The organism is Achromobacter sp. CF-sbj1-Ac2-l (genome assembly GCF_052698165.1).
In genome coordinates, this window is record NZ_CP199855.1 from 3,426,968 (window position 1) to 3,453,913 (window position 26,946).

The 26,946-nt window shown below is 68.5% G+C and carries 19 protein-coding genes; 12 read left to right on the forward strand and 7 right to left on the reverse strand.

Annotated features, from left to right (window positions below):
• Positions 1–9: 9 nt before the first annotated feature.
• From ACUDCK_RS15600 to ACUDCK_RS15610, 3 genes are all read left to right on the forward strand, one after another.
• A complete protein-coding gene (locus ACUDCK_RS15600; RefSeq protein WP_445659241.1) occupies positions 10–5,118 on the forward strand; it encodes a type VI secretion system Vgr family protein in 5,109 nt (1,702 codons plus the stop codon).
• A 127-nt stretch (positions 5,119–5,245) separates the two neighbouring features.
• Entirely contained in the window at positions 5,246–5,740 is a 495-nt protein-coding gene (locus ACUDCK_RS15605) for a hypothetical protein (RefSeq protein ID WP_211485659.1), read from the forward strand.
• Between the two features lie 32 nt (positions 5,741–5,772).
• The gene (locus ACUDCK_RS15610) at positions 5,773–6,162 is read left to right on the forward strand and encodes a hypothetical protein (protein ID WP_175166911.1); all 390 of its coding nucleotides are present in this window, start codon (positions 5,773–5,775) and stop codon (positions 6,160–6,162) included.
• A gap of 36 nt (positions 6,163–6,198) precedes the next feature.
• On the opposite strand, the gene ACUDCK_RS15615 is transcribed toward ACUDCK_RS15610, so the two are convergent.
• The 6 genes from ACUDCK_RS15615 to ACUDCK_RS15640 are packed head-to-tail and all read right to left on the reverse strand — an operon-like array spanning position 6,199 to position 14,861.
• Positions 6,199–6,948, reverse strand: a complete 750-nt coding sequence (locus tag ACUDCK_RS15615; RefSeq protein WP_244976836.1) for a hypothetical protein — start codon at positions 6,946–6,948, stop codon at positions 6,199–6,201.
• Positions 6,949–6,983: 35 nt separating this feature from the next.
• Positions 6,984–9,284, reverse strand: a complete 2,301-nt coding sequence (locus tag ACUDCK_RS15620) for a DUF2235 domain-containing protein (protein WP_064522801.1) — start codon at positions 9,282–9,284, stop codon at positions 6,984–6,986.
• Positions 9,277–10,056 (reverse strand): DUF3304 domain-containing protein, encoded by a 780-nt coding sequence (locus ACUDCK_RS15625; RefSeq protein ID WP_063580023.1) that lies wholly within the window; start codon positions 10,054–10,056, stop codon positions 9,277–9,279. Before ACUDCK_RS15625 ends, ACUDCK_RS15620 begins: the two co-directional genes overlap by 8 nt.
• Entirely contained in the window at positions 10,049–11,017 is a 969-nt protein-coding gene (locus ACUDCK_RS15630) for a DUF4123 domain-containing protein (protein WP_175166909.1), read from the reverse strand. The genes ACUDCK_RS15625 and ACUDCK_RS15630 overlap by 8 nt, the downstream gene beginning before the upstream one ends.
• Positions 11,018–11,025: 8 nt before the next feature.
• Complete coding sequence (locus tag ACUDCK_RS15635; protein WP_175166908.1) at positions 11,026–13,902, reverse strand: type VI secretion system Vgr family protein; 2,877 nt, start codon at positions 13,900–13,902, stop codon at positions 11,026–11,028.
• A 26-nt stretch (positions 13,903–13,928) separates the two neighbouring features.
• Positions 13,929–14,861 carry a hypothetical protein gene (locus ACUDCK_RS15640; protein WP_445659242.1) on the reverse strand — a complete coding sequence of 311 codons (933 nt, stop codon included), beginning with the start codon at positions 14,859–14,861 and terminating at the stop codon, positions 13,929–13,931.
• Between the two features lie 190 nt (positions 14,862–15,051).
• Between ACUDCK_RS15640 and ACUDCK_RS15645 the strand changes: the two genes are divergently transcribed.
• The 5 genes from ACUDCK_RS15645 to ACUDCK_RS15665 all read left to right on the forward strand — a co-directional run bounded on the left by ACUDCK_RS15645 (position 15,052) and on the right by ACUDCK_RS15665 (position 22,960).
• Positions 15,052–15,903, forward strand: coding sequence for a M15 family metallopeptidase (locus ACUDCK_RS15645; RefSeq protein WP_054504393.1), 852 nt, complete (start codon positions 15,052–15,054; stop codon positions 15,901–15,903).
• Positions 15,904–15,967: 64 nt separating this feature from the next.
• A complete protein-coding gene (locus tag ACUDCK_RS15650) occupies positions 15,968–17,359 on the forward strand; it encodes a hypothetical protein (protein ID WP_175166906.1) in 1,392 nt (463 codons plus the stop codon).
• 119 nt (positions 17,360–17,478) lie between these two features.
• A complete protein-coding gene (gene tssM, locus ACUDCK_RS15655; RefSeq protein WP_054502409.1) occupies positions 17,479–21,183 on the forward strand; it encodes a type VI secretion system membrane subunit TssM in 3,705 nt (1,234 codons plus the stop codon).
• The gene (gene tagF / locus ACUDCK_RS15660; protein WP_144657689.1) at positions 21,180–22,163 is read left to right on the forward strand and encodes a type VI secretion system-associated protein TagF; all 984 of its coding nucleotides are present in this window, start codon (positions 21,180–21,182) and stop codon (positions 22,161–22,163) included. Before tssM ends, tagF begins: the two co-directional genes overlap by 4 nt.
• 2 nt (positions 22,164–22,165) lie before the next feature.
• Positions 22,166–22,960, forward strand: coding sequence for an OmpA family protein (locus ACUDCK_RS15665; RefSeq protein ID WP_064522811.1), 795 nt, complete (start codon positions 22,166–22,168; stop codon positions 22,958–22,960).
• A gap of 35 nt (positions 22,961–22,995) precedes the next feature.
• On the opposite strand, the gene tssA is transcribed toward ACUDCK_RS15665, so the two are convergent.
• Positions 22,996–24,108, reverse strand: coding sequence for a type VI secretion system protein TssA (gene tssA / locus ACUDCK_RS15670; protein ID WP_175166905.1), 1,113 nt, complete (start codon positions 24,106–24,108; stop codon positions 22,996–22,998).
• A gap of 146 nt (positions 24,109–24,254) precedes the next feature.
• Between tssA and ACUDCK_RS15675 the strand changes: the two genes are divergently transcribed.
• From ACUDCK_RS15675 to map, 4 genes are all read left to right on the forward strand, one after another.
• Positions 24,255–24,536, forward strand: coding sequence for a hypothetical protein (locus tag ACUDCK_RS15675; RefSeq protein ID WP_231132841.1), 282 nt, complete (start codon positions 24,255–24,257; stop codon positions 24,534–24,536).
• Between the two features lie 36 nt (positions 24,537–24,572).
• Positions 24,573–25,733: a PAAR domain-containing protein gene (locus ACUDCK_RS15680; RefSeq protein ID WP_244976835.1), complete on the forward strand. Its 1,161-nt coding sequence runs from the start codon at positions 24,573–24,575 to the stop codon at positions 25,731–25,733.
• Between the two features lie 89 nt (positions 25,734–25,822).
• Positions 25,823–26,068, forward strand: a complete 246-nt coding sequence (locus ACUDCK_RS15685; RefSeq protein WP_054415514.1) for a ParD-like family protein — start codon at positions 25,823–25,825, stop codon at positions 26,066–26,068.
• Positions 26,069–26,860 (forward strand): type I methionyl aminopeptidase, encoded by a 792-nt coding sequence (gene map / locus ACUDCK_RS15690; RefSeq protein WP_054502405.1) that lies wholly within the window; start codon positions 26,069–26,071, stop codon positions 26,858–26,860.
• Positions 26,861–26,946 lie beyond the last annotated feature (86 nt).

A 26,946-nucleotide genomic window follows, 5' to 3' on the forward strand; every position in this document is an offset into this window, starting at 1 on the left:
CCACGCACCATGATCGATCGCTCCTCCCCGCCCGCGGGCTATAGCAGCCTGAATGTTGCCTCGCTGTCCCAGAACGCCCGCCTGCTGCGCGTCGACACCCCGCTGGGCGAGGCGCTCGCCGTCGAACGCATGCATCTGCGCGAAGGCGTGTCCGAGCTGTTCGCGCTGACGCTGGACTGCCTGTCCTCGTCCGCCGAACTGGATATCGAATCCCTGCTGGGCAAGGAGATCAGCGTCGGCCTGCTGCTGGCCGATGGCGGACAGCGCCGCTGGCACGCGGTGGTGGAAGGCGTGGATGCGCTGGGCGCCGACGGCGGGCTGGCGCACTACCGCCTGCACGCCGCGCCCTGGCTGGCCACGCTGCGGCTGCGGCGCGACAGCTTCGTGTTCCAGGACAAGTCGGTCACCGACATCCTGACCGACGTGTTCGCGGACTACCCGCTGGCCGCGTTCGCCTTCGAGATCACCGAACCGCTGGCGCCGCGCCCGGTGCGCACCCAGTACCGGGAGACCGACCTGGACTTCGTGCTGCGGTTGATGGCCGAGGCCGGCCTGAGCTTTCGCTTCGACCACCAGCAGGGCGAAGGCCAGGCCGACGGCGGCGGCGCGCGCCACCGCCTGGTGGTGTTCGACGCCCGCGCGGCGCGGCCGGCCAACCCCGCCGCCTCGCTGCGTTTTCATCGCAGCGACGCCACCGAATCCGAAGACAGCGTCACGCGCTTTGGCGCGGCGCGCGCGCTGCGCGCCAACACCGTCACCCGCGTCGCCTGGAACGACCGCGCGTTGCTGGCGCACGGCGCTCATGCCGAATCGGCCCTGGACGCCGGCGCGCTGCCGCCACTGGAAGACTACGACTACGACGGCCACGGCCGCCATCCCGACGATGCCACGGCCGAGCAATTGGCCAGCCGCGGCCTGCAGGCGCACGAAGCGCGCGCGCTGCAATTCGAGGGCGGCGGCACGGCCCGCCAGATGATGCCGGGCCACGTCTTCGCGCTGACCCAGCACGACCGCTACGCGCAGGGCGATGCCGCCCCCGGCGACGAGCTGGGCGGCAACCAATACACCCTGCTGTGGGTGGAACACGAGGCCGCCAACAACCTGGGCAGCCAGGCCGCCCAGGCGCTGGACACGCCCGATCTGGAGCACGGCGCCTATCGCAACAACTTCGGCGCGCAGCCGGCAGCCGCCGCGCTGCTGCCGGCCTGGCGCGCCCGGCCCACGGCCCCCGAGGGCGTGACCGCGCTGGTGGTGACGGCGCAGGACGCCAGCGTCACCACCGGCCGCGACCTTCGCGTCAAGGTGCAGTTCCCCTGGCAACGCGGCGAACGGCCGCTGCCGGGCGGGCTGCGCCACCGCAGCCACGGCGACGACGCCGGCAACGCGCCCGGCGACGACCGCTCCGGCACCTGGCTGCGCGTGGCCGGCGCGCAAGCGGGTCCGAACTGGGGCGCGCACCACCTGCCGCGCCAGGGCACCGAAGTCGTGGTGGAATTCCTCGACGGCGACATCGACCAGCCCGTGGTGGTGGCGCAGTTGTACAACGACAGCGACCTGCCGCCCTGGAGCGCGGGCGTGGACGCCGATGCCAACCATCCCGGCACGCTCAGCGGCTGGCACAGCCAGGCCCTGGACGGCAGCGGCTACAGCCAGTGGCTGTTCGACGACACCGCCGGACAGGTGCGCACGCGCCTGTCCAGCTCCATCGCCGCGTCGCAATTGGGACTGGGCTATCTGGTGCAGCAAGGCGCCGACGAATCCTCGCGCGGCCAATGGCGCGGCACGGGCTTCGAGCTGCGTTCCGACGCCTGGACCGTGGTGCGTTCGGGCCAGGGCATGCTGCTGTCGGCCAACGCCCGCGAAAGCGCCCGCTCCACCCAGGCCGATGCGCAGGAAGCGCTGCTGTTGCTGCGTGGCGCGCAACATGCCGCGCAGCGTATCGACAACGTTGCCACGCAGAGCCAGGCGCGCGCGCTGGCGGCCAACGAACAATTCAACCCGCTGATCCAGGCGCTGGACCCGAAGGCCGACGGCCGCTATGCCGGCAGCGTCGGCGGCCAGCAGGCGGTGAAGGCCAGCGCCAACGAGCGCAGCGGCACCGACCCGGTCGAACGCATCGATGGCGCCCGCATGCTGGTCGACGCGCCCTCGTCGCTGAACCTGGCGACCCCCGCCAGCGCGATCCTGCATGCCAGCGAAAACCTGCACGCCACCACCCAGGCCGACGGCCACGTCGCGGCGCGCCAGACCTTCGCCAGCGCCTCGGGCCGTTCCACCAGCCTGTTCGTGCAGGACGGCGGCCTGCGCGCCATCGCCGCCAACGCGCCGGTGTCGATCCACGCGCACACCGACATGCTGGAAATGCTGGCGGGCCAGGACATCACCATCACCTCCACCACCGACAGCATCGAGATCCTGGCGAACACGCGCATCACCTTGCAGGCGGCCGGGGGCAGCATCGTCATGGACGGCGGCGACATCCTCTTCAAGGGCCCGGGCATGTTCTCGGTCAAGGGCGCTTCGCACAACCTGATCGGGCCGGCCAGCGACGCGGCCGCCCTGCCCGCGCTGCCCTCCAGCCAGGTCGGCGATCCGATGCTGGTGACGGCCGAACTGGTGCACCGGCCCAACGCGCTGCTCCAGGCCCTGAGCGGTTCAGGCAAGGCGCTCAATGCCGCTGGCGCTTCGGACGCCCTGGCCGCCGCGCCGGCCGCCGCCGATGCGGCCGCCGCGGGCGGCCCCGGCTCGGCCCTGGCCGGTGGCGCCAGCGCGCTTTCGAGCGGCCTGACAGCCGCTTCCGGCATGCTGGACAAAGCCAAGTCAATGGCCGGCGCCGTGCTCAAGCCGGTGCAGGACCTGGGTGCGATGGCCGGCAAAGCCATGGGCGCCGTCACCGAAGCCGGCTCCGGCCTGGTCTCGGGCGTCGCGGCCAAGGCCGGCGGCATGGCGCAGTCCGCGGTGAGCGCGGTCACGCCGTCGCTGATGAGCGGCGCCACCCCGCCGCTGATGGGGCGCGCCGCTTCGGCCGCCGGCAATGCCACGCAATCGCTGGTAAGTGAAAGCGCCGCGTCCCTGGCGCAAGGCGCCGGCGGCGCGCTCGCCAGCGCCGTGCCCATGCCAGCCGGCCTGGCCAACGCCGCCGACGCGGTCTCCCAGGCCGGCGCCATGGCCGGCCAGGCCACGGCGATGGCATCGCAGGCCGCCGCGCTGGGTTCGAAAGCCGGCGGCATGTTGTCCGGCGCCTCGGACGGTGCCGCTGGCGCGGCGGGTGCCTCGGCAGCTGCGGGTGGCGCGGCGGGCGCGGCGGCATCCGCTGGCGGCGTGGGCGCAGCCATCGGCCCGATGATGACCCAGGCCATGGGCGTCATCGGCGACCGCGGCTCGGCGCTCGGCTCCACCGTGAACACGCTGCTGTCGATGCCGGACGTCACCCAGGGCAACCTGCCCGCCGTGGCCGGCGCCATTCTCAGCACGCCGGGGCTGACGCACTCCGCGGTCCCGGCGGTGGTGGGCGCCATCCTGCAATCGCCCAGCATTTCCAGCGTGACGCTGCCCAAGGTGGCGCAAGCCATCATGAACATCCCCGCGGTGGCCAACTCGCCCTATCCGGGCCTGGCCCGGCGCGTGATGGAAGCGGCCGGCATCAACCTGCCCGGCGCCGCGCGGGTGCCCGGCGACGCCACCGGCGAACCGGCGGGCGACACGCCAAGGCCGGCCACCACGGTGGCCTCGGCCTACCAGGCGCGTAGCGGCGCCAAGCTGCAATACGTCAACCTGCCGCAGGCCGAGGAACGCTGGAACGACGGCCAGGCGCTCACCAGCCTGGACCGCCAGACCAACAAGCCCAAGATCCGCGTGCGCTTCGACAAGGCCGGCCAACACCGCTTCACGGTCAAGGTCAGCCCGCGGCCGGGCAATGCGGTGTACTCGGCGCGCGAACTGAGCCGCCAGCCGCTCTACCGCGAGCCGAGCCAGCGCTCCTACAGTTACGTCACCGATCCGGACGGCACCAAGATCGTCGACGATATCGCGCTGCCAGCCGCCGGACTGAACACCTATCTGTTCGAGGTGGTCAACGACAAGAACCAGATCATCTCCACCGAGGTCGTGGAAACGGTCAGGCGCCTGTACATCCAGGAAATCATGCTGCCCGGCCCCGAGCCGATGCAGCGCCCCCACGGCTTCCAGCCGACCGCGACCGAGTACGCGCGGCACGGCGTGGACGTGGTGCAGTTGCCGCCGCTGACCACGCGCGGCCAGGCCAATTACGATGTGATCTACGACAACAGCGCTGACGATGCCCGCCTGCGCAGCGCGGCACGGTCGGTCTACGCCCAATCGCAGGGCGCCGAGCGCGAGCCGTACACCATCGTGGCCTGCCACGTGGACCGGCTCGCCACGCCGAAGCCGGTGCAGCCCTTTTACATCCGCGCCAACGCGGGCCCGGGCGCCGGCAGCACACAGGTCCAGTTCGCCGACGCCGCCGGCGACGTCAGCTTCCTCTGGTACAACATCGATCCGGCCCAGGACTGGTTCCTGGAATGCCTGTTCGAGTACACCGACCCGGCCGCCGGCGTGCGGCGCGCGGTGGTGCCACGCGATCGGGTCACGCCGGTCCCCTACGATCCGGCCCAGCCCAAGGCCTGCCATGCGGTGAACGTACGCCTGGAGGGGCTGCTGCCCGTGCCCACGTCCGGCAAGATCGTATTGCGCGTGCGACTCATGGAAAGCGCGGCGGCCGGTCTCGCGTTCTACAACACCAACCTGCTGTGCGTGGCCGCGATGTCCCCCTGGGACCCGGTGACGATGAACTACCAGCAGGAGACCTTCGTCCATGAAATCGGCCACCTGATCGGCATGACGCCCAGCGGCCCGGAATGGGTCCAGGCGCATCCGGACGAAGCCGACATGGACTCGTCCAAGCTCGACAAGGGGCCGTTTTTCTATTCCAAGTGGGGCAACCACTGCCATCAGGGCCTGCCCGCGAACCGGTTCAGCGATGCCGACACCGGCGCCTGCGTCATGTTCGGCGCCGACTGCATGAGCATCCGCTTCTGCGTCCATTGCGCCAAGGCCGTCCGCAAAGTGGATATGTCCGGTGGCTGGCCCACGTTCTGACGGCTGGCGCCGCGCGGCGCCGGCCCTGGTTTTGCTGCTCGCGGCCGCGCTCTGCGCCCTGCCCGCGTCGGCGCGGACCGTCGGCGGTCCGCGCGCCCCCTCTCAACCCGCTACCCAGACCGCTTCCATGACCACCGACTGGATTGACCCGCCCGCCTTCGCCACCGCCCCCATCGGCACCGTGTTGGACCACGCCTGCATCCCGCCCAACCACGGCAGCGATGACCAACTGAACATCGCCGCGCCCACGCGCGTGCGGCCGCAGGCCACCGGCGCCTTGGTGATCCCGGTATGCGCGCAGGGCATCATCCCCGTCTCGCAAAATCAGAAGTTGCCGCGCTTCGTGGCGGTCAACACCCAGACCGGCAAGACCTACGAAGGCGTGGCCTACGAATACAAGCGCCGTCCGCCCCGCGCCGGCGTCGAGGTCGACGAGATCCCGGGCTCGCGCCCGCCCAAGGGCATCCCGATCAGCCCGGGCATCAGCGTCGGCACGCAGTTCAGCACCGACCTGGCGGCGCAGGTGGGACTGCCCACGGAGCCGGCGAAGTACGAGGTCTATATCGAGTCCAATGGCGTGCGGTCCAATACCGTCACGATCGAAGTACAGGCGGCGCCCTAGGCCCGGCGCGACGCCGCCCACGCCGGCCGGCCATGTTTCCGCTCGAAATCCTTCTGCTCATCGGCGGCATGGCGCTGGCCGTCGGCATCGCCGCGCTGGTGGTGGCGATCCAGGTCCTGCGCTTCATCCACTGGGGGTACTGGGCCGACGATGCGACCCACGGCGAGCGGCCCCATTTCACCGGCCCGCTGCTGGCCCTGGTGTTCAGCCTGCTGGCCGCCAGCGAAATCCTGCCGTTTCACCCGATCTTCGACCGGATCCATGAGCTGAATCCGGTGCCCCCCTGGGCGACGGAGTATTACATGGTGGCGATGCTGGGGTTGATGGTGCTGTCCTGGGCCTATGGAGGCAGGATCAAGCACTGGCTGTGGAACAGGTTGCGGCGATGGCTGCGGCGCTCAGGGGCGCGGTCCGAATCGTGAATACGCGGTAGCCTGGGCGTTGCGACCGCGTCGGCGTCAACCATTCTTGTCGCCCGGCGGCGTACCCTGGGCTTTCAAGCGTGCGATGGTCGCCACCGGCAATGCGGCGACGGCCTTGGCGAAATCGCCGGGCTGGCGGCCGGGTTGCGACAGCAGCGCGGCGATTTCCGGGTCGGTGTCGAAGTCGGAGGCGACGGTGAAATACAGGCGCATGTATTGGCGCATGTCTTGCTCCTCCACGATGCGATACTTGATCCAGGCCGTCCTGGCGACTTTGCCAAGCACACGCAGGACCTCATGGCCATCCCGATAATCTTCGAATGCGCCGCGGTATTCCCGGTAAAGCCAGTCCGTCGTGTCGACCAACGGGAAGCGTGTCTGGCCGAGCAGTTTGCGGCTCAGGGCCAGCTCCATATGCTCATCGGGGTAGATGTGCAGTTCCAGGTACAAAGGCCCATCGCCTGCGGGTATGGGCGTCGGGCCGAGATGGACCTTGGTTTCCTTGCGAAACAGCAAGCTGTCCATCGTACCGTCATAGAGATGCTTGATCGCCTCTTCACCATCCAGACCTGACCATCGAACCGTGAACTCCGTGCCCTTCAAGGTGTAGCAACAGGTCACTGATCCCTCGCCGCCGCCAACACCCATGGCGCCGCTGCTGGCGGTCCGCCCCGCTTTGTCGGAAATGAGGATGGTGTCGATGTCCCACGGCGTGTAGTTGTAGGCGATCAGGTTCAGACCACGATACTCGGGCTCGCCGCCACAAGCGGCCGATGCGGCCAGCAATGCGATTGCGAAAACCCGGCTTGCGTGCCGCCCCTTCATGGCCGGGCCGGCGCCATACTATCCAGGTTCGCCCGCATCTGGTCCACGCGCGCCGCAGCGGCGGTATCGGTCTTCAACTTCGCCTCCTCGGCCTTGAAATCGGTCTTGCCGAAAATGTCCTTGTCGCGCGTGCGGAAGTACAGCGTGGTGCTGGCCAGCAGGTGATCCGGCCAACTGCTCAGCATGGCGTCGTGCACCAGGAAGTCGAACAGGGCCATGACCTTGGGCGGCAGCGGATTCTTGCCGGCACTGGCTTCGCGCCATACGTTCAGCAGGCGCTGTTCGGTGGCCCGCCTTGCCTTCATGTCGGCGAAGGGGTCCTTGGGCTGGTCTTCGTCGGTCAACTTGCCGCCATTGCGCACGATGATGTCGTTGCGCATCTTTTGCATATCGCGCGGACCCTGGTTCACCTGTTCGATGCGGCGCACCAGCTCAGGATTAGTGCGGCGGAGTTCGTCTTTGCGCCGCTCGTTCTCGGCATCCTTGCGCTCGGCGTCTTCCAGCGCCCGGTATTCCTCCTCAAGCCGCTGCCACAACGGCTTGAACCGCTTGGGCGGCAACTCGCCACGGCTGGCCGCTGCGCGCTCCCAGCGTTCGTCCTTCAGCGCCTCCAGTTCTTTCAGGCGAGCCGTGTTTTCGGGCTTTGCCCGCTCTTCGCGCGACAGCCCCGACACGCGGCGGAGTTCTTCGTTGTATTCCTGTTCGGGCGTGAAGAAATCGCGATCCTTGATCCACTTTTCCGCGGGATCTGACAGCTCGCTCTTGAAGACGGGGTCCTGGTAGCGGACGGCGAGCCAGCGCAGGAAGACTTCCATGTGGGGCATAAAGTCGATGCCTGGCTCGTATTTCACTACGCTGCGATAGGCATCAACCAACTCGTTGATATGGTATGTCTGGCCGCCATCCTGGATAGACGCAGCCATGCTGAACTTGGCATAAGTCAGCGCCCGCTTGTCGAATAGTTGCTCCATGCTGTAGAAGCCCACTCCGTGGCAGAGGCCAAGATTCAGCATGTCGCGCAACGGCACCCGCGACAGCTCGCCGCGTGATCCAAGCGACCCCTCAGGACTGACACCCGTGACATCCCCGCTCGACCCGGGGTAGAGATACTGCTCACCCCGGGTTTTCTCAAGGCTATCCACACGCTGGTTGGCACGCAGCTCCTGCGCGGCGGCAAAGTGGACGCATTTTTCGACTGCGCCCGGCACCGTCAGCGTACGATCCTTGTGAGTCTGTTTGATCAGATCCGTAAATGGCAGAAAACCCAGGAAGGTATTCTCATCCATGATCGACGAGACGGAATCGAGCAACCCCAGGAAGCGGATGCGGATTTCAGCCTCGCGCGCGCCATTCACGCCCGGAAAGACGAGATCCTTGTCATGGCGACGGCGGTACTTCTTGACCACGTCGTTGATGAACTGGCGTGCCATGACGCCTCCCCGATCGCCGCCAAACACCGAAATCTCGATCCGCCGCACGTTATTCATTTCGGCGCTTACCGCCTCATGCACCGCACGCAACTGGCGCAGCGCCGCATCGACCCGCACGTCAACACCGGTTCCCATCAGGTAGGCCACGGTTTCGTTGTCACGAATGACGGGCACGCCTTCCAGCGCCGTGGTCTTGGCGACTTCCTTGGCCGCGGTCCAACCAACTTTCAAGGGATTTTTCTTGAAGCCTGCCCAGAAACCACGCACCGTACCCTTGGCTCGATTGACCAGGCGTTCCGGGTCCCAGGCATTCCAGATCCGCACCACCTTGTCGGGAAGCGTCTTGACGTCCTTCACCACATCCTTGTACGCCTTGACCACCGGCTGAAACGAGCCCTCTTTGATCATCTTCTGGGTAGCGCTGCGCAAGCGCTTGAGCGCATCCGTCTCCGGAATCTCGTCGGTGCGGGTGATGTTCTTGGCAGCGTTCTTGGCGTTCTTCGCGGCTTCGCTCAGGATTTTTTTTCCGGCGGTGGTCGCTCCGTAGATCAAATCGTCATTCTTGGCGTCCGCATTCAACTCCGTGCCCAGTCCTGAATAGTAGAACCGGAACCAATACTGATTCACGGGACGATCTTCGTCGTCATGAGCATAGTGCGCTTCCCAGAGCCGACAGATATTCGAGTAGAACGTGGGATGCTTGTTATCGACATCGCGGCTGCGGCCGAACCCGTCGAAGAAGAACCCGATGCGGATCACGGCGCCACATTCCTGGCAGTCCTGCTTGGGATAGGCAGCCTCGTTCTCGGCCATTTTCTTGAGCACGGTGGCGGGGGTGCGATCCACCGGCGGTAGGCGGTCAGCCATTCTTGTCTCCCGGGGCGGTTCCCGTAGCTTTCAGATGCGCGATCTTGTCCGCAGGCAAGGCCTGCACGGCCTTGGCAAAGTCGCCCGGCTGGCGACCAGATTTGGCCAGCAGCGCCGCGATGTCCGGGTCGGTGTTGAAGTTCGATGCCACGGTGAAATACAGCAGCATGTATTCCTGCAGGTCCTGCTTATCCTCGAGACGGTATTTCGTCCAGGCCGTTTTGGTCACCTTGGCGACAACCCTGCGAACCTCGGCACTACTGCGATAGTCGCCCAGAGCGTCACGATGCTGGGCATAGAGCCAACGCGTAACCTCGACGATCGGAATGCGTACCTGCCCCAGCAACTTGCGGCTCAGCGCCAGCTCCATATGCTCGTCGGGGTAGATGTGCAACTCCAGATATAGCGGCCCATCACCCGGCGGAATTTCGGCCGCTGGGAAACGGACGGGCGTCTCCTTGTTGAAGATCACCTCCTCCAACTTGCCGTCAAACATGTGTTGGCGGGCCTCCTCCGCGTCCGCCCCACGCCATTGCACCTTGAAATCGGTGCCCTTGAGGTGATAGCAGCAGGTCACCGAACCTTCCCCGCCACCCGCGATGATGGCACCTGTAGTGGCCGAGTTTCCCTCTTTATCCGTGACCTCGACACGATCCAAATCCCAAGGCGTGTAGTTGTAAGTTACGAACGAGAGTCCCTTGTAGCTAGGCTCGCCATTGCATCCCGCCAGCATCCCCAGCCACATCAACAGAATGACCAAGCCCTTACGCATTCAAAACCCCCTGTTCCCGTTCCTGCTCCGCCCGCAGCAGCCCATCCCACACCGCGTCGGGCACATGTGCCAGCGCCTGCGACAGCCCCTCGCCCTGGAAGGCGCGCAGCGCCGGCGAGATCGCCTCGTGTTCGTCAAAGCGCGGGGAAATCGTGATGCCCCACGCCACGTAGTCCAGCATGTCGCGCTCGCTGGCGATGCCGTATGAGCGCGCCCGCGCCATCTGTTCGGTCACGCGCTCGACCAGTTCATCCTGCCGCAGTTCGCCCAGCACGCCGAGGTAGATGCGGCGGATCTGCACCGCCAGCTTGTCCGGATAGTCCAGCTCCAGCAGCGCCTGGTGCTGCGCCAGCGTGAACGGTTGCTGCCGGGGCGCATCGTCGGCCGGCCGCTGGCCGGGGCCGGTCCACTGCGCCAGGGTGCCGTCGCGGCGCGGGTAGCGCAGCAGATTGAACGGCGCCAGGAAACGCGCGCGCTCGGCCGGCGTCCACACCTGGAAGGCGCGGTCCAGGATGCGGCTGTCGTAAAGGTGCAGGTAGTACTCGCGGCCATCGGGCAGGCCGTACTCCCCGTAATAGGCGAAGTGCGCCATCAGTTCGGCCAGCGGCAAGGGCGACACCAGATGGATCAGCGCATACGCGCCGCTATCGCTTTGGTGCAGCCGCTTCAGCAGGCGCAGCAATTCCGAGGTACGCGGCTCGCCCGGGTCGCGCGACAGTTCGAAACGGGTCAGGTCATCGACCTCGATCAGCAACGGCGCGATGTCTTCGTAGATCGCCAGTTCGGTGCCAACCCAGATGGAGCCATGGCTCAGATCCGCGCTGGCCCGAAGCGGAGCGGACAGTTCGGCGTGGCCGCGAAAATCCACCAGCAGAAAGGTATTCAATCCTGCGCCGACATCGGCGGCCAGATCAACTGCCTGGGCCAGCGTGTCGTTCAGGCGCGACTCCCAATCCATCATGCCGCCCCTCATGCTTTGTCGGTGATCGACTGCACGCCATCCTGCGCGTCCAGCACGCACTGCTTGCAGACGGTGAACTGGGGGAAGGCATACGGCAGGCGGTCCGGCCCGGCGAACTGCTTGTTGCCGGTCTTGACGTCGATGCGGCCCGGCGCGGTGACGGTGATGTTGCCGCCCTCGAGCACGATGCTGGCGCCCGCCGCCGTCGCAATGCGGATGCGCTTGGGCGCGGCGTATTCCACCGCCGTCTGGGCGCTGCCGATGGTGATGTCCTGCTGCGCCTGCACCCGCAGGATGTCGTGCTGCGCCTGCACGTCGACATTGCCCTTGGCCGAGATCAGGTCCAGCCCGGACTCCGATCCGCCCTGCTGCAGTCCCGCCACGATGCCCAGCCCCTGACCCGTGTGCAGGCGCAGCGCGCCCATCACCGCCAGGTTCTGGTCCTTGCCCGCCGACCAGTGCAGCGCCTCGCCGGCGGTGTATTGCAGGTGCTGGCCGGCCACCTGCGCCAGCCCGGCGCGCGCCGCCATCAGCACCACGGGATCGGTGGCGTGCGGCACCTTGCCTTGCGCCGCGTCGGTATGCTTGGACGAGGCGTCACCGCGCGCGCCTTCCACGCTGTCACCGGCCACCGTGCCCGAAACCGCGCGATGCATGGCCGCCAGCGGCGCCTTGTCGCCATCGAGCACGCTGGCGCCCGGCCCGCGCGTGCCCTGCACAGTCGCCAGCCGCAGCCCCTGATGCGCGCCCGCCACGCCGTCGAGCGAACGCGCCATCTGCTCAGTCTGGCCCGCCAGCGCCTGCACCCCGGCCGCATCGCCGATGGCGCTGGCCAGGCCGCCGGTCGCCGTATACGTGCTCAGCAGCACGCCCGCGCCGCCGCGCACCGCGCCGTAGCCATCCGTGCGCAGCTCGGCGCCCAGGCCACGCAGGCCGCCGCGGTAGTTGCCAGCCTGGTGGATCAGGTGTCCCAGGTTCAGCTCGCTGGCCTGCGCGCTGCTCTTGACCTGCATGCGCAACTGGCCATCGGTGTCATCGAACACGATCTGGTTGTAGCCAGCGCCGCCGAACTCCTTGCTCTTGAAGCCGCTCAAGGCGGCCGCGTTGCGATGGTTTTCGTCGCCGCCGGCCGCGCCGTGCCAGGCCGGCGCGTTGCCCGAGGCCAGGTTGGCCTGGGCGCTGGGCGCGCCATCGCGCGCGGCGGCATAGACCTGCGTGTCGGCCTTGGCGCCCTGGCGCCCGCCGGGCGTGGCGGGCGTGCCGCCTTCACCTCGGCCGTTGTACAGCGCGCCCACCACGATGGGTTGGTCGATGTCGTCATCCAGGAAGCGCACCAGCACCTCCTGGCCGATGCGCGGCACGAAGCTGATGCCCATGCCCGCGCCTGACTGGCGCTGCGCCACCCGAACCCAGCGGCTGGCGGCCTCGCCCTCGGCGGCGTTGGCCTGCCAATGAAAACGGATGCGAACGTCGCCGCGCTTGTTGCGCAGGATCTCGTCCTGCTCTTTCGGTTGCGTGCCGCCCTCGGCATCGGTGACGACAGCGGTGTGCACGCCGTGCACCGACGGCGCGCCCGTCAGGCGCGCGCCACGTGGTTGCGGCAGCGCGGGCCGCCAGGGACGGTCACAGCGCACCGCCTCGAAGCGGTTGGCGTAACCGACCTCGCGCGCCCTGGCCAGCACGGCCGCATCCGCGCGCAAGGCGATGGCGTCATGCGGTTGCGCGCCCGGCCCGGCCAAGGCGTCGCCATCCAGCGCCAGGTACTGATCCAGCCCGCCCAGCCGCTGCGCCAGCGAGGCGCGCGTTTCGGGCGGCAGGTTGTTGATGCCCACGTGCTCGACTCGGTCCAGCGCAAAGACCGGTTCGAAGCCGGCTTCGCCCGCCGGCCCCAGCGACGAGAGGTCCTGCAGCGTGAAGCGCGTGCCCGAGCGGAACGTGCGCACCACCCCGCGCCCGACGAAGGTTTCCGCGCGGGCGCGCACGGCTTCGGTCGCCAGGTCCGCCTGGCGGCGGGCCTGGGCTTCATCCGCAAAGCCGCCGTGGCCGGCGACCTCGTACCAATCCAGCCCATGCTCGTCGCCGTTGCCGCTGGCCGGATTGACCAGCGACTGCGCGGCCACCGCGCGCTTGCCGCTGTCATGCCAGCCCAGCACGGTGATGCTGTCCGGCGTGCGGCGTCGCTGGCGCGCCAGCGCCTGTACGGTGTCGCGCGATTCGGTCGCGGCGGCGCGCTGGAAGCGGATGCCGCCGTTCGCGGACTCGGCGTCCTCGGCCAGGTTGCGGCTGTCGGCGAACAACTGCACGACGTGGCGAGCGGGCACGCTTTCGTCTTCCAGCACGGTCCAGCCCAGGCCGGCCTCGGCCAGCAGGCGCGCCAGGAAGTCGTAGTCGGTCTCGCGATATTGCGTGGTGTAGGGACGCGGCTTCAGGCCCGCCAACGCCGGTTCGACGTCGGCCGCCAACCGGTAGACATAACCTTCATAGCCATCGAGCACGTGGCGCACGATGTCCAGCACCGCCTTGCCTTCGAACACGCGGCTGGCGCGCCGCTGCGTGGCCAGCCACAGCCACGGCGCCACGGTCAGCCGGTAGCGCGCCAGGCCGGCGTCGCCCGACAGCAGCTCGGCTTCCCGAATCACGCCGCTGCGCGCCGCGCGACTGCCGTCGGCGCGCGCGGTCCACAGCGTGACCGGGCGAGAAATCATGTCCTGCAACGAGAGGCCAGCGTCATCCGACAGCGCCACCACGCGCAACTGGCCCACGCTCGAAAGCGCCTCGCGCGCGATCCAACCCTCCACCTGCAGGGACGCAAGCGCGCCCTCGCCTTGCAAACGGTAGAGTCGGGCATCTGCATTGAACAAGCCAGCGGTTGCGGTCGGATCCATCGAGGAAAAACCTTGGTCAGGCGCGATCACGGTTCGATGTGGGATTGCGCGTTGGGACATTCAGGGGCCGTGCCCCAGTGGCCCGCGCAGACGCGCAGGCGGCATTGTTCGCTTTCGAGAAAACCGAGCTTGCGGCATTCCCCGAGGCGGGTGGCGAGCGACGATCCCGGCAACTCGCGCACGAAGATACCGTCGGTCTTGTAGACCTTGGTGCCGGGCGGCGACGCCGGCGGCAAGCCGTAGGCCATCAGCGTCGCCAGCAAGGCCGCGTCGCTGTCATTGCGTGGCGTCGCCTTGCCGCGCGCCGGCGCGCTCTTCGACGTCGACGCCGCCGCGCCGGGCGTTGCCGCGGCGATCACGGTGGCTTCGCGCGAGCGCTCGGCGCGCTGCGTGGTCGGGCCGGGGGCCTTCGGCGTTGCGGCGCGCGGCGCGGTGGCGGGCTTGGGCGCGGCGGCCGTGACGGCCAGCGCCGCCAGCGGATTGGCGGGTTCGCCCTCGTCGGCGGGCTGCGTCAATTGCGCCAACGGATGATCGTCGATGATGGCGGCCGCGCTGGGCGGCGGCGCAGGCGCGTCCGCCGGCATGCGCGCCTGCGCGCTCGCGGGAGCATTGCCCTGCGGGTTGGCTTGCGTCGCGACCGCGGCGGCGCCACCGGCGGACGGGTTGCCCGCGGGCCGGGCATCCGGCTCGATGCGCGCCACGACGGCCGGCAATTCCGCCGTGTCATAGACCGCCCACAGCCCCGCGCCGAGACATACCAGGAGCAGCACCAGCAGCACCCGCAGCGGCGCCCTCGAACGTTGCCTGGGCGGCAAGTGCCCCGCCTCGGCTTCGGGCACGCGGCCCTCGAGCGTGGCGAGAATGCGCGACGACTGCTGCGCATCCGCGGAGGATGAGCGTCCGGCTAGCAAGCTGGGAATAGGAGGCGGTGGTCGCGATCTTTTTTCGTCTTCTGCCATGCGAGATCCCGTGTCGGCAAGGGCGCACGAAGCTCCTTTAACCAAGGTGTCCGAGAATACCTGATGACATCTTTTAGATCACGGCTTCTTGTTACGATTTCTAAAGCATCGACGCTGTCTGCAACGCCCAAGCGCTTGCCTCAATCCCGAATAGAACAAAAGATTACGCCTTCGTGATTGAGGGATACCGTTGCTAGTTCTACTGCCCCTATATTTTCTGCTTGCGATTGGCGTCTCCGCGCTGCTGGTCTTTCCGTCATTCCGGACGGGAACCGCGCGGAGCCTGCGTGCGTTCGCGCAGGGAATGCGGCGCCGCGTGGCGCGCGGCGCGGGACATGCGGGCGGGATGGTCGGCGGCTCCGCGCAGGTGGTGCGCGCGGGCGTGGGCCGCGCCGGCAGCACGTTTTCCGCGTACCGCTGGCAGATCGCCGCGGGCCTCGCTGTCGTGTTGCTTCCGTCCCTTTTCGCTTTCGTCATGCGACACAATCACACATTTATTTACGAGGATCGGATGGCCGGTCCGGACCCTCGCATCCAGGCCCTTCTGACCGGAGAAAGACTGGTTCCGCCGCCGCCCTTGCCGCCCGAAGTCTTCACCACGCGCGAAGTGGAATTGGTGCGCCCGAACCTGGGCGGCGCGAGCCGCGACTGGAACCTGCTGGACGCCGATTACCGCCAGCGCCTGCTGGCCGCCTATCGCATCATGCGCGAAGAGCATGGTTATGAAATGGTGCTGATCGAGGGCTACCGCAGCCCCGAGCGCCAGGAAGAACTGGCCAGCAAGGGTTCCCACGTAACCAACGCCGGCGCCTACCAGAGCTATCACCAATACGGCCTGGCCGCCGACAGCGCGTTCCTGCGCGACGGCAAGGTGGTGGTGTCGGAGAAGGACCCCTGGGCCATGCGCGGCTACGAGCTGTTTGGCGAGACCGCCGAGCGTGTCGGCCTGACGTGGGGCGGCCGCTGGAAGCTGATGGACTTCGGCCACACCGAATTGCGGCGCCCCGGCGTCATGCGACGCGACGCGGGGGCCGCGCAATGAGCCGATCATCTCGCGCGACTACCCTGCCCCCTGCCCCGACAACCGATTACCGCTACGAATCCACATGACCCGCTTTCTCAAAACCGGCCTGCTGCTGGCCCTGGTCTTCGGGGCGGTCTGGCTGGCCGTCATTATCTGGTGGCAGGAATCACGCACGCTGCCCACCGGGCTGGACATCGGCCTGTATCTGTTCGCGCTGCCGCTGGCGCTGATCGCGGCCGGCTGGGCCGGCCTGCGCATCGCGCGCGCCCGCCGCGAAGCCCGTGCCGCGGCCGCGGCGGCGCCGGCCGCGGAGCCCGGCGACCAGGCGCCCCAGGCGGCGCCGGCCGCCACGCGGCTGGCGGTGTTGGCAAGCGCCGCGCGCGCCGCGCCCGGCAGCGATGCGGCCGCGATCCACGAGGCATTGGCGAAACAGCAGCGGCCCGACCTGGACGACACGCTCAAGAACGCCCGCGGCTTTCCCATCTTCAGCGCGCGCGCCGCGCACCTGGACAACCACATGCTGCGCGAGGCCGCGGAAACCCAAGCCGCGCCCGCCGCCGCGCAGGCCGAGAACTGCCTGCGCGCCACCGCCCTGCTGTGCGAAGTGGTCGAGAGCCTGGCGCGCGAGGCCCGCGCCCACGTGCTGGATCACGGCACGCCGGAGCGCGACGACGATTGGCCGCTGCTGCAGGTCGAACTGCTGCTGCCAGCCCAATGGCCGCCGGCGGCGCGCGAGCACGCGCTGGCCCAGGCCCGCCTCATCGCGGCCTGGCCCGCCGCCCGCCTGACGCTGCGGCCACACGAGGCGCGCGACGCCCTGGCCAGCGACGGCCTGCTGCGGCAACTGGCGCTGGAGCCCGTCACGCCAGCGCGCGCGCCGCTGCGCATCGTGGCCTCGGCCGATTCCTATATCGACGCCGCGGTGGTGCAGGACTGGGACGCGGACGGCATGCTGGTCGACAGCGCCAATCCGCAGGGACGCGTGCCCGGCGAAGCGGCCGCCGGCCTGCTGCTCGACCTGAACCAGGCCGGGGCCGGCGACAACGCCGGCGCCGCGCCGCCGGACGGCGCCTTCGAGCTGGCCCTGTCGCCCATGGCGCACCGCGCCACCGGCGCCGACGCCCGTGGCGCCGCCAGCGAACCGATGCTGGCCGAGTTGGCCAGCCACTTCCTGCAGCAGCAGGACCGGCGCGCGGACGACATCCGAGCGCTGGTCAGCGACGCCGACCATCGTGGCAGCCGTCCGCTCGAAACCGCGGGACTGGCCAGCACGCTGTTCACCACACTCGATCCGAATGAGGATTGCCTGGCCGTGGGCGGCGCCTGCGGCTACACCGGCGCGGCCGCGCACCTGCTGACGCTGGCGGTCGCCGGCGAGGCCTGCGCGCAGGCCGAAGCCCCCGTCATCGCCGTCATGACCCAGGACCCCGCTTTGCGCACACTCGCCCTGCTGTCTCCGTCCCTCTCCGCCTGACCCACATAAAAATAGCCAGAATCATGCGTAGCCCTTCAGGTTTCTTCTCCGGTATCTCCAGCGCCCTGAGCGAAGGCCGACATTGGACATCGCGCGCCCTCGGCAACCCGCGCCTGTTCATGGCGATCGGCCTGATCGCCCTGGTCGTGTTCCTGTTCCTGTTCGCCGACACGGTCGAGATCGGCCTGGTCTGGGCCGCCATCGCGCTGGGGATCTTCCTGTTCATCTGGCTGTGCGCCTACCTGTGGCGCCGGCGCCGCGCGCGGCGCGCCAACAAGAACCTGGGCGACATGCTCGAGCAGCAGGTGCAGGCCGGCGCGGCCGCCGCCAACCGCGGCGACGTGGACGCGCTGCGCACCCGGCTGGTGCAGGCCGTGCGCACCATCAAGACCTCCAAGATCGGCCAGGTCTCGGGCAACGAAGCCCTGTACGAACTGCCCTGGTACATCGTGATCGGCAACCCGGCCGCGGGCAAGAGCAGCGCGGTAATCAACTCGGGCCTGCAGTTTCCCTTCGCCGACAAGAACGGGGCGGCGGTGCGCGGCGTGGGCGGCACCCGCAACTGCGACTGGTTCTTCACCACCGAGGGCATCCTGCTGGACACGGCCGGCCGCTACTCGGTGCACGAGGAAGACCGCAACGAATGGATGGGCTTTCTCGACCTGCTCAAGCGCCATCGCCCCAAGGCGCCGATCAACGGCATCATCGTGGCCGCCAGTATCGACGAGCTGACCGGCGCCGGCCCCGAGTTCGCCATCAACCTGGCCAAGAACCTGCGCCAGCGGGTGCAGGAACTGACCGACCGGCTGGAAGTGTTCGCGCCGGTCTACATCATCTTCACGAAGGCCGACCTGATTTCCGGCTTCAACGAGTTCTTCTCCGACAGCGACCAGCGCGAACGCGACCGCGTCTGGGGCGCCACCCTGCCCTACGGCGCGGAAGAGAACCGCGACGTGCTGGCCCTGTTCGATGAACGCTTCGACGAACTGTACGAAGGCCTCAAGGAAATGGGCACGGCGCAGATCTCGCTGCGCAACAACCGCGACCTGCCGCCGGGACTGCTGACGTTCCCGCTGGAATTCGCCGGCATCAAGCCCGCCCTGCGCACCTTCCTGTCGACGCTGTTCGAGACCAACCCGTTCCAGTACAAGCCCGTGTTCCGCGGCTTTTACTTCACCAGCGCGCTGCAGGAAGGCGTGTCGCAAAGCACCTCGACCGAACGGCTGGCCGAGCGCTTCGACCTGCGCCCGGCCCCGCGCGGCCAGGCGCGCAGCGTGTCCTCGCACAACGGCTTCTTCCTGCGCGACCTGTTCTCCAGCGTGATCTTCGCCGACAAGAAGCTGGTGCGCCAGCACGCCAGCCCGGCCAAGACCCGCGTGCGCTACCTGACCTTCTTCGGCCTGGTGCTGGCGCTGGGCCTGGTGCTGGGCGGCTGGAGCTGGTCGTACCTGGGCAACCGCCAACTGGCGCAGAACGTGCAGGCCGACCTGGACAAGGTGGTGCGCCTGCAAAGCGAGCGCACCGACCTGCAGAGCCGCCTGGAGGCCATGGAGATCCTGCAGGACCGCATCGAACAACTGGACCGCTATTCGTCCAGCCGCCCGTGGTCGCTGGGCCTGGGGCTGTACCAGGGCGACGTGCTCAAGGAACGCCTGTTGGCCGAGTACTACAACGGCGCACGCCAGTTCATGCTGAGCCCGGTCAAGGTGAGCCTGGAGGACTTCCTGGCCAAGGTCGACATGTCCGGCAATGCGGCGGCCGCCGGCGGCGCGCCGAAGCCTGCGCCGCAGGCGCTGCGCGGCGCGAATGCCGCGGGCGGCGACACGCTGTTCCAGGACGCCTCGCCGACCAATGCCGACGACGCCTACAACGCGCTCAAGACGTACCTGATGATGGCCAATCGCCAGCACGTCGACCCGACCCACCTGTCCGACCAGATCACGCGTTTCTGGCGCGGCTGGCTGGAGACCAACCGCGGCGCCATGCCGCGCGACCAGTTGATCCGCAGCGCCGAGCGCCTGATCTCGTTCTACGTCAGCCGCGCCCCCGACGCCGGCTGGCCGCAGATCGACACCAACCTGGCGCTGGTGGAAAAGACCCGCGCCAGCCTGCGCGCCGTGATGCAGGGCATGCCGGCGCGCGAACGCGCCTACGCCACGCTCAAGGCGCGCGCCGCCACGCGCTTCCAGACCATGACGGTGGCGCGCATCGTCGGCGAGAACGACGCCGGCGTGGTGGCCGGCAGCTACGCCATCCCCGGCACCTTCACCCGCGAGGCCTGGGAACAATACATCCAGCCCGCCATCAACGAGGCCGCCAAGAAGGAAGTGCAGACCAGCGACTGGGTGCTGGGCGTGAACGCGCGCGACGACCTGACGCTGGACGGCAGCCCCGAGCAGATCCAGAAGAGCCTGGCGACGATGTACAAGACGGAGTACGCCCAGGAATGGCAGAAGTTCCTGCGCGGCGTGACCATCAAGCCCTTCACCAGCTTCGAGCAGTCGGTGGGCGCGATGAACCGCCTGGGCGACCCGCAGACCTCGCCCATCGCCAAGCTGATCAACACCGCCTATGAGCAGACCTCGTGGGACAACCCGTCGCTGGTCAACGCCGGCCTGCAGCAGGCGCAAAGCGGCGTGGTGGGCTGGTTCAAGCGCGTGATCCTGCGGCAGACGCCGCCGGCGCCCGCCACCGCCGCCAACGGCGAGGCCATCCCGATGGGTCCGGTGGGCCGCGAGTTCTCGGACGTGGCGCGCCTGGTGGTGACGCGCGAGAACCAGTCGCTGCTGGGCAACTACATGGGCGCGCTGTCCAAGATCCGCACGCGCTTCAACCTGCTCAACAACCAGGGCGACCCCGGCCCCGGCTCGCTGGTGCTGCTGCGCCAGACGCTGGAAGGCAAGGACTCGGAGCTGGCCGACGCGCTCAAGCTGGTCGACGAGCAGATGCTGGCCGGCCTGTCGGCGACGCAGCGCGAGACGCTGCGCCCGCTGCTGGTGCGGCCGCTGATCCAGGCCTACGCCGTGGCCATGCAACCGGCCGAGCGCGAACTGAACAAGGTCTGGAACGCGCAGGTCTATCAGCCGTTCAACCAGACCCTGGCCGAGAAGTATCCGTTCGCCTCGCGCGCCAGCGTCGAGGCCAGCAGCGACGAAATCGGCCAGGTGTTCGGCCCGCAGGGCAGCATCGCCAAATACGTCAACGACACCCTCGGCCCGCTGACCGTGCGCCGCGGCGACATCCTGACGGCGCGCACCTGGGGCGACATGGGCATCAGCCTGCAGCCGACCTTCACCGCCAACTTCGCGCAGTGGGTGGCGCCGCTGTCCGGCGGCGCGGGCGCCGGTTCGGCCAGCCAGCCGCAGACGCTGTTCCAGATCCAGCCCAAGCCTGCCGCCGGGGTGACCGAATACACCATCGAGATCGACGGCCAGCAACTTCGCTACCGCAACACGCCGCCGCAATGGGTCAACTTCGTCTGGCCCAATGCGCAGGGCGCGCCCGGCGCGCGCATCACCGCCACCACCTTCGACGGCAGCGTGGTCGAGATCGTCAACGAACCCGGCCGCTTCGGCCTGGAACGCCTGATCGCGACCGCCCAGCGCACCTCCAACGCCGACGGCAGCTTCAACATGAGCTGGGGCAAGTCGAACGTGACGGTGCCGGTCAAGCTGCGCATCATCAGCAACGCCCAGGCGCCCGGCGCCGGCGGCAGCGAGCCCGGCGGCAGCCAGGGCCTGCGCAACCTGCGCCTGCCCTCCTCCGTGGTGGGCGCCACTTCCGAATCCTCCTCCGCCCAGACGCGACCCGGAGCGCCGCAATGAGCAACCTGCAGTCCCCCCTGTTCCGCACGGCCTACTTTGGCAAGATCCCGGCCCGCGGCGACTTCGTCAAGAACACCTCGCATCCGCAACTGATGAGCACGCTGGACGGCTGGGTCGCCAACACCATGGAGCTGCTGGCCCAGGACCCGCACTGGAAGACGCTGTACGACGAGGCCGAGCCGATGCCGTTCGCCATCCTCGGCTCGCGCGGCAAGCTGGCCATCGCCGGCCACCTGCAGCCCAGCCGCGACCAGTCGGGCCGTCGCTTTCCGTTCCTGTCGGCGACTTCGGTCGAGGTGCAGCGGCCGCTGGCCTTCATCGCCCGCAGCCCGATGGCCTTCAGCCGGCTGTGGAACCGCATGAGCGGCGCCGCCGCGCTGCTGATGACCGACGCCGACCCCGGCCCGGCGCTGCAGAGCCTGAACGAACTCGAAGGCGAAATCCGCACCGAGGCCGACGACGGCTTCGATGCCTTCGTCGACCTGCAGACCGTCGAGCGCCTGCAGGCCATGCTGCGCGGCAACGGCCACGCGGCCAACGTGCACGACATCGTCCTGGCGCTGGGCATCCTGCTCGAACCGGTCATGTCCAGCGGCTCCTCGCAGCTCGACCGCGGGCTGGCGCTGCCGCTGCCGGACGATCCGCTCTACATCAATCTGGTGGCCTCGTACTGGATGACGCTGATCGCGCCGTTCCTGGCGCGCGCGGATTTCGAGATCGCCGTGTTCATCGGCCGCATCGGCGGCAAGCACCGGCTGGTGGCGGGTTTTCGCGGCGCCTCTCCGCAGACGCTGGCCAGCCTGCTGTCCACGCCGCAGGCCTTCGCCGAGCATTACATCGTGCTGGAAGACGCGCCCTGGGTGCGCAACCACGTGTCGGCCAGCCACGGCCTGGCCAAGCTCTCCAGCTACCTGGACCAACCCAGGCTGTCGCTGCGCATGGCGCTCGACACCTATCTCGAAGTCTTCACCGGAGCCTGACCATGCGCGTCTCTCTCCTGATCCTGGCGGCGCTGTTCTCGTGCGCCGCGGCGGCGCAGGACGCCGCCACCGTCGTCCCCGCCAACGTGATTCCGCAGCCCGGCCAGGTGGTGGCCAGCGGCGCCGTGCCCGACGAGGCCACCAAGGCCGACGTGCTGGCTCGGCTGCAACAGGTCTATGGCGTGGGCAACGTCATCGACCAGATCGAGGTCGGCGGCGTGGTCGCGCCCCCCAACTGGTCGGAACACGTCGGCAAGCTGATCGGCCAGCCGCTCAAGCAGATCAACCGCGGCCAACTGGAAGTGGACGGCACCCAGATCCGCCTGCAGGGCGAAGTGCAGAACGAGGCCTCGCGCCAGCAGATCGCCAGCGCCTTCGCCACCTCGCTCAACCCGACCTACAAGATCGTCAACGGCCTGCGCGTGGCCGCCGGCAAGGACGAACAGGGACTGCTGGACAAGGTGCTCACCAACCGCGTGGTGGAATTCGAGACCGGCAGCGCCACGCTGACGGCGCGCGGGCGCGAACTGCTCGACCAGGTGGCCGACGTGATCCCGAAGCTGCACAGCGACAAGGTGCAGATCATTGGCCACACCGACAGCTCCGGCAGCCGCAGCACCAACCTGGCCTTGAGCCAGGCCCGCGCCGACGCGGTCAGGGCCTATCTGGTCGACAAGGGGCTGCCGCCCGGCCGCTTCGAGACGCTGGGCGCGGGGCCGGACCAGCCGGTGGCGACCAATGCCACCGCCGAGGGCCGCGCCAAGAACCGCCGCATCGAATTCCGCGCCAGCCGCTGAGCGGCGGCCACGCGGCCAGCGCCACGGGCGGGATTTCAGCCGTTGTTCTCGGGCGGCTTGGGCACGCCCAGCAGCTCTTCCAGGCCCGAGAGCGCTTCGCCATTCTTGACCACGGTACGCAGCCACAGGTGCAGCGACATCTCGCCCCAGCTTGCAGCCTTGTCGGCCAGATAGGCGACGGGACTGTGCGGCTCGGTGCGGCGGAAGAACTCGGCCACTTCGCGCAGTTGCGCCAGGGCCTGGTCGCGCGTTTGCAGCGGGCCGCGCGTGGCCGTGGAGGCCGTGGGCGGAAGGTCGGCAGCGGTCAAGGTGGGCTCCATGCGGGTAACGGGCGCGCCGGTGGACGGCACGGCCTGAGCGGACGGCGCCGGCGCCAGGTCGGCGCGCACCAGCAGGCCGGCCTCGCGGGCGAAACGATGCACCAGCTCGGTCACGTCCTTCAGCGCGGCGCGCACCGGCGTGAAGGCCGGGCCTTCGTCGCCCAGACGCTCGGTCAACGTCGATTCCAGCACGTCGACCGCGCCGAAGCAGCTCTGCAATTGGCTTTCCAGCTCGGCGTAGAACGCCGGCGGCGTGTCGCGGCGCGCGGCGTCGAACTGCTCCAGGGTGACTTTGCCACGCGACATGTCGGCGGCGTTCTGCGGCGAACGCTTGATGGCGTTGGCCAGTTGCGAGGCGCTGTCCCACAGCACCGCGCCGAAGCGCCCGCCCTCGGACTGCGTCAAGGGAAGTTCGCGCACCAGTTGCTGCGAACGCGACAACAACCACGCCAGGTTGCCCACGCGCTGCTGCACGTCGCCCTCGTCCGGCACCGGATGCAGGCCATCCCAATAGCGCCGGCACAACCCGTCCACCAGCAGGAAGCCGTCGCGCAGGCCGGCGAAGCCGCGCGTCTTGGCCCAGGCCTCGGCCAGCCAGGCGGCCACGCGCACGTCCTTGCTGCGCTGGGTCAGCACCTCGGTGCAGATGCGGATCACCTGCGGCCAGTCGGCTTCTTTGATGTCGATGACCCAGTCGCCCTGGTCCAGGTGCGGGTCATCCTGGCGGCGGGCCTCGCGGATGGCGTCGAATTCGGCGGAAAAGACCATGTCGGCGCCACAAGGCGCCTCGCCCGGAATGGGCTGCAGCAGTGCGTCGATATCGCTCATAGTGTCTTGTGTCGTTGCGGGTGGCGAGCCATGCGCAAGCGGCGCATGGCCCGGCGGCGAAAGCAGCGATGATCCCATATCTGTAACCGCGTTACGTTGGAACATGACACGCCCTATTACAAAACGCATCAGGGACCATCGCTATCATGCAAGCTCTCCAAACCCAGGAAGTCGCGATGAACAAGTCATTCCACATGATGCCCAACGGCCGCTTCATCAACGGCACGCCGCGACGCTGCCCAGATGGCACTTACGTCGGCGACGGTGGGCCCATCACCCGCGCGCCGGACGGCACGTACGTCGCGGGCACGCCCCAGCGCGCGCCCGATGGCCGCTACCTCGGCGGCGGCGGCCCGGTGCGCATGGCGCCCGACGGCACCTTCGTCGTGGGCACCCCGCGCATGGCGCCGGACGGCACCTATCTGTAAGCAGACTTAACCTTCATTCGGGAGCAACGGGCGGCCATGGCGCAGCGATCCGTAATACGCAAGGGTGACCGCACCTCGCACGGCGGCGTGGTGGTGACGGGGGATGAATCCGTACAGATCTTCGGCCGGCCCATGGCCCGCGTCGGCGACCGCGTCACCTGCCCCAAGTGCCCCGGCCAGCACACCATCGTCGAGGGCGTGCAGAGCGTCAGTTCCGACCGCCGCACGGCGCTGGAGGGCATGAAGACCTCCTGCGGCGCCACCCTGATCGCCAGCCAGCAGTTCTACCAGCTCGAACATGGCGGCGGTGATGGCGGCGGCGCGGGCGTGAACGACGCGCCCCAGGCCCTGCAGGCCGGCGCGCCGGCGGCGCTGGCCGCGATCGAACCTATCGCGGCGCAGGACGCGCCGGTGAAATGCGCCCAGGTGCAAGACACGCTCAAGCTCACCGAGGCCATGTTCGACGCCAAACGGGTTCCGGTGAAGCTGACCGGGCCGTCGGCCTACCAGCCACCCGCCAACCTGGCGCGCGCGGGGGACGACAAGTGCGTCATGTACGAAGCCTGGCCCGCCGGACAGCGCGTGCCGGTGGTGCTGGAACCGCGCGATCCCCTCTGGACCGGCGACCTGATGCAGCGCCGGCCGCAGGAATTCACCGAGCGTCTGACCGAGGAACCGCAGCCGCAACCGGAACAGGTCGCCAAGAGCCTGGGCATCGCCCCCAAGGCGATGCTGCAAGGGCGCGATCTGCAGATCCGCCTGGCCAAGGGGATGGCGCTGGAAGACCGCATCACGCGCCTCAACGCGCAAGTGGTGAAGGGCCCGCCCTGGGCCGACCCGACGCGCGAGACGCACACGGTGGGCGAGACCATGTTTTCGCGCATCACGCTCTACAGCATGTCGGGCGAACAGGCCATGATCGATCACGCCGTGCTGCACGAACTGGCCCACAGCTACGCCAACAACGCCCGCGTCGACATGAAGGCCTGGGGCGCCGCCGCCCGATCCGACGGCAATTTCCCGTCGGACTACGCCAAGGCCGGTCCGCCCGAGGACTTTGCCGAATTCGTGGTGATGGCCATCGCCACCCAGGGCACGCCGTGCGAGGACTACGCGCGCTCGATCTATCCGGCGCGCTACCGTCAATTGGACGCCATGGACCTGCTGGAAAAGGCCCCCGCCCAGGGGCGCGCCTGACGCCGGGTGCGCCCCGCGGCGGTTTGCGTCCGGTCCCGACGGTGGGATAACATACGTTCCATATACAAACCATATATGGAACACTCACCATGGGCATCGTCAAGATTTCCGAGCAGATGCACGAGAATCTGCGCGTGGCCAGCAGCGCGCTGAGCCGCTCGATCAACTCGCAGGCCGAACACTGGATGCGCATCGGCATGCTGTCCGAGCTCTACCCCGAGCTGCGCCACGCCGACATCTGCCAGTTGCTGATCCGCATCGAGCAGGCCGAGGGCTTCAGCATCGCCGCCCTGTCCCACGGACAGGCAACCGCCGGCCAGCAGGAGGCCGCGTAAATGGCGCGCAAGGTCTCCATCAAATCCGCCGCCGACATCGCCATGGCCCGGCGCGCCGGCGCCCTGGCGGCGGAAGTGCTGCACATGATCGCCGAGCACGTGCGGCCCGGCGTCACCACCGACGAGCTCGACCGCATCTGCCACGACTACATCGTCAACGTGCAGAAGGCGATCCCGGCCAACGTCGGCTACCACGGCTTTCCCAAGACCATCTGCGCGTCGGCCAACCACGTGATCTGCCACGGCATCCCGTCGGCCAAGGTGCTCAAGAACGGCGACATCCTCAACATCGACGTGGCCGTCATCAAGGACGGCTGGTTCGGCGACACCAGCCGCATGTACTTTGTCGGCCAGCCGAGCCCGCTGGCGCGCCGCCTGGTGAACACGACCTACGAGGCCATGCGCGCCGGCATCATGGCAGTCAAGCCGGGCGCCACGCTGGGCGACATCGGCCACGCCATCCAGACCGTCGCGCACCGCGAGCACTTCAGCATCGTGCGCGAATACTGTGGCCACGGCATCGGCCAGATCTACCACGACGAACCGCAGGTGCTGCACTATGGCCGCCCCGGCGAAGGCCTGGTGCTGCAGCCCGGCATGATGTTCACCATCGAACCCATGATCAACGCCGGAAAGCCGCAGACCAAGCAGTTGCCTGACGGCTGGACCGTGGTCACCAAGGACCGCTCGCTGTCGGCCCAGTGGGAACACATGGTGGTCGTCACCGACACCGGCTACGAGGTGCTGACGTCCTGGCCGGACGGCTTCGGCGACTACCCGCCGATTCCCTGACGCCGCCGGCCGGCGACGGCAATTAACGGAGTGCGACGCCCACGGGGCCCGGTCATGATCGGGCCCTCGTCGTTTTCGCGGCCGCG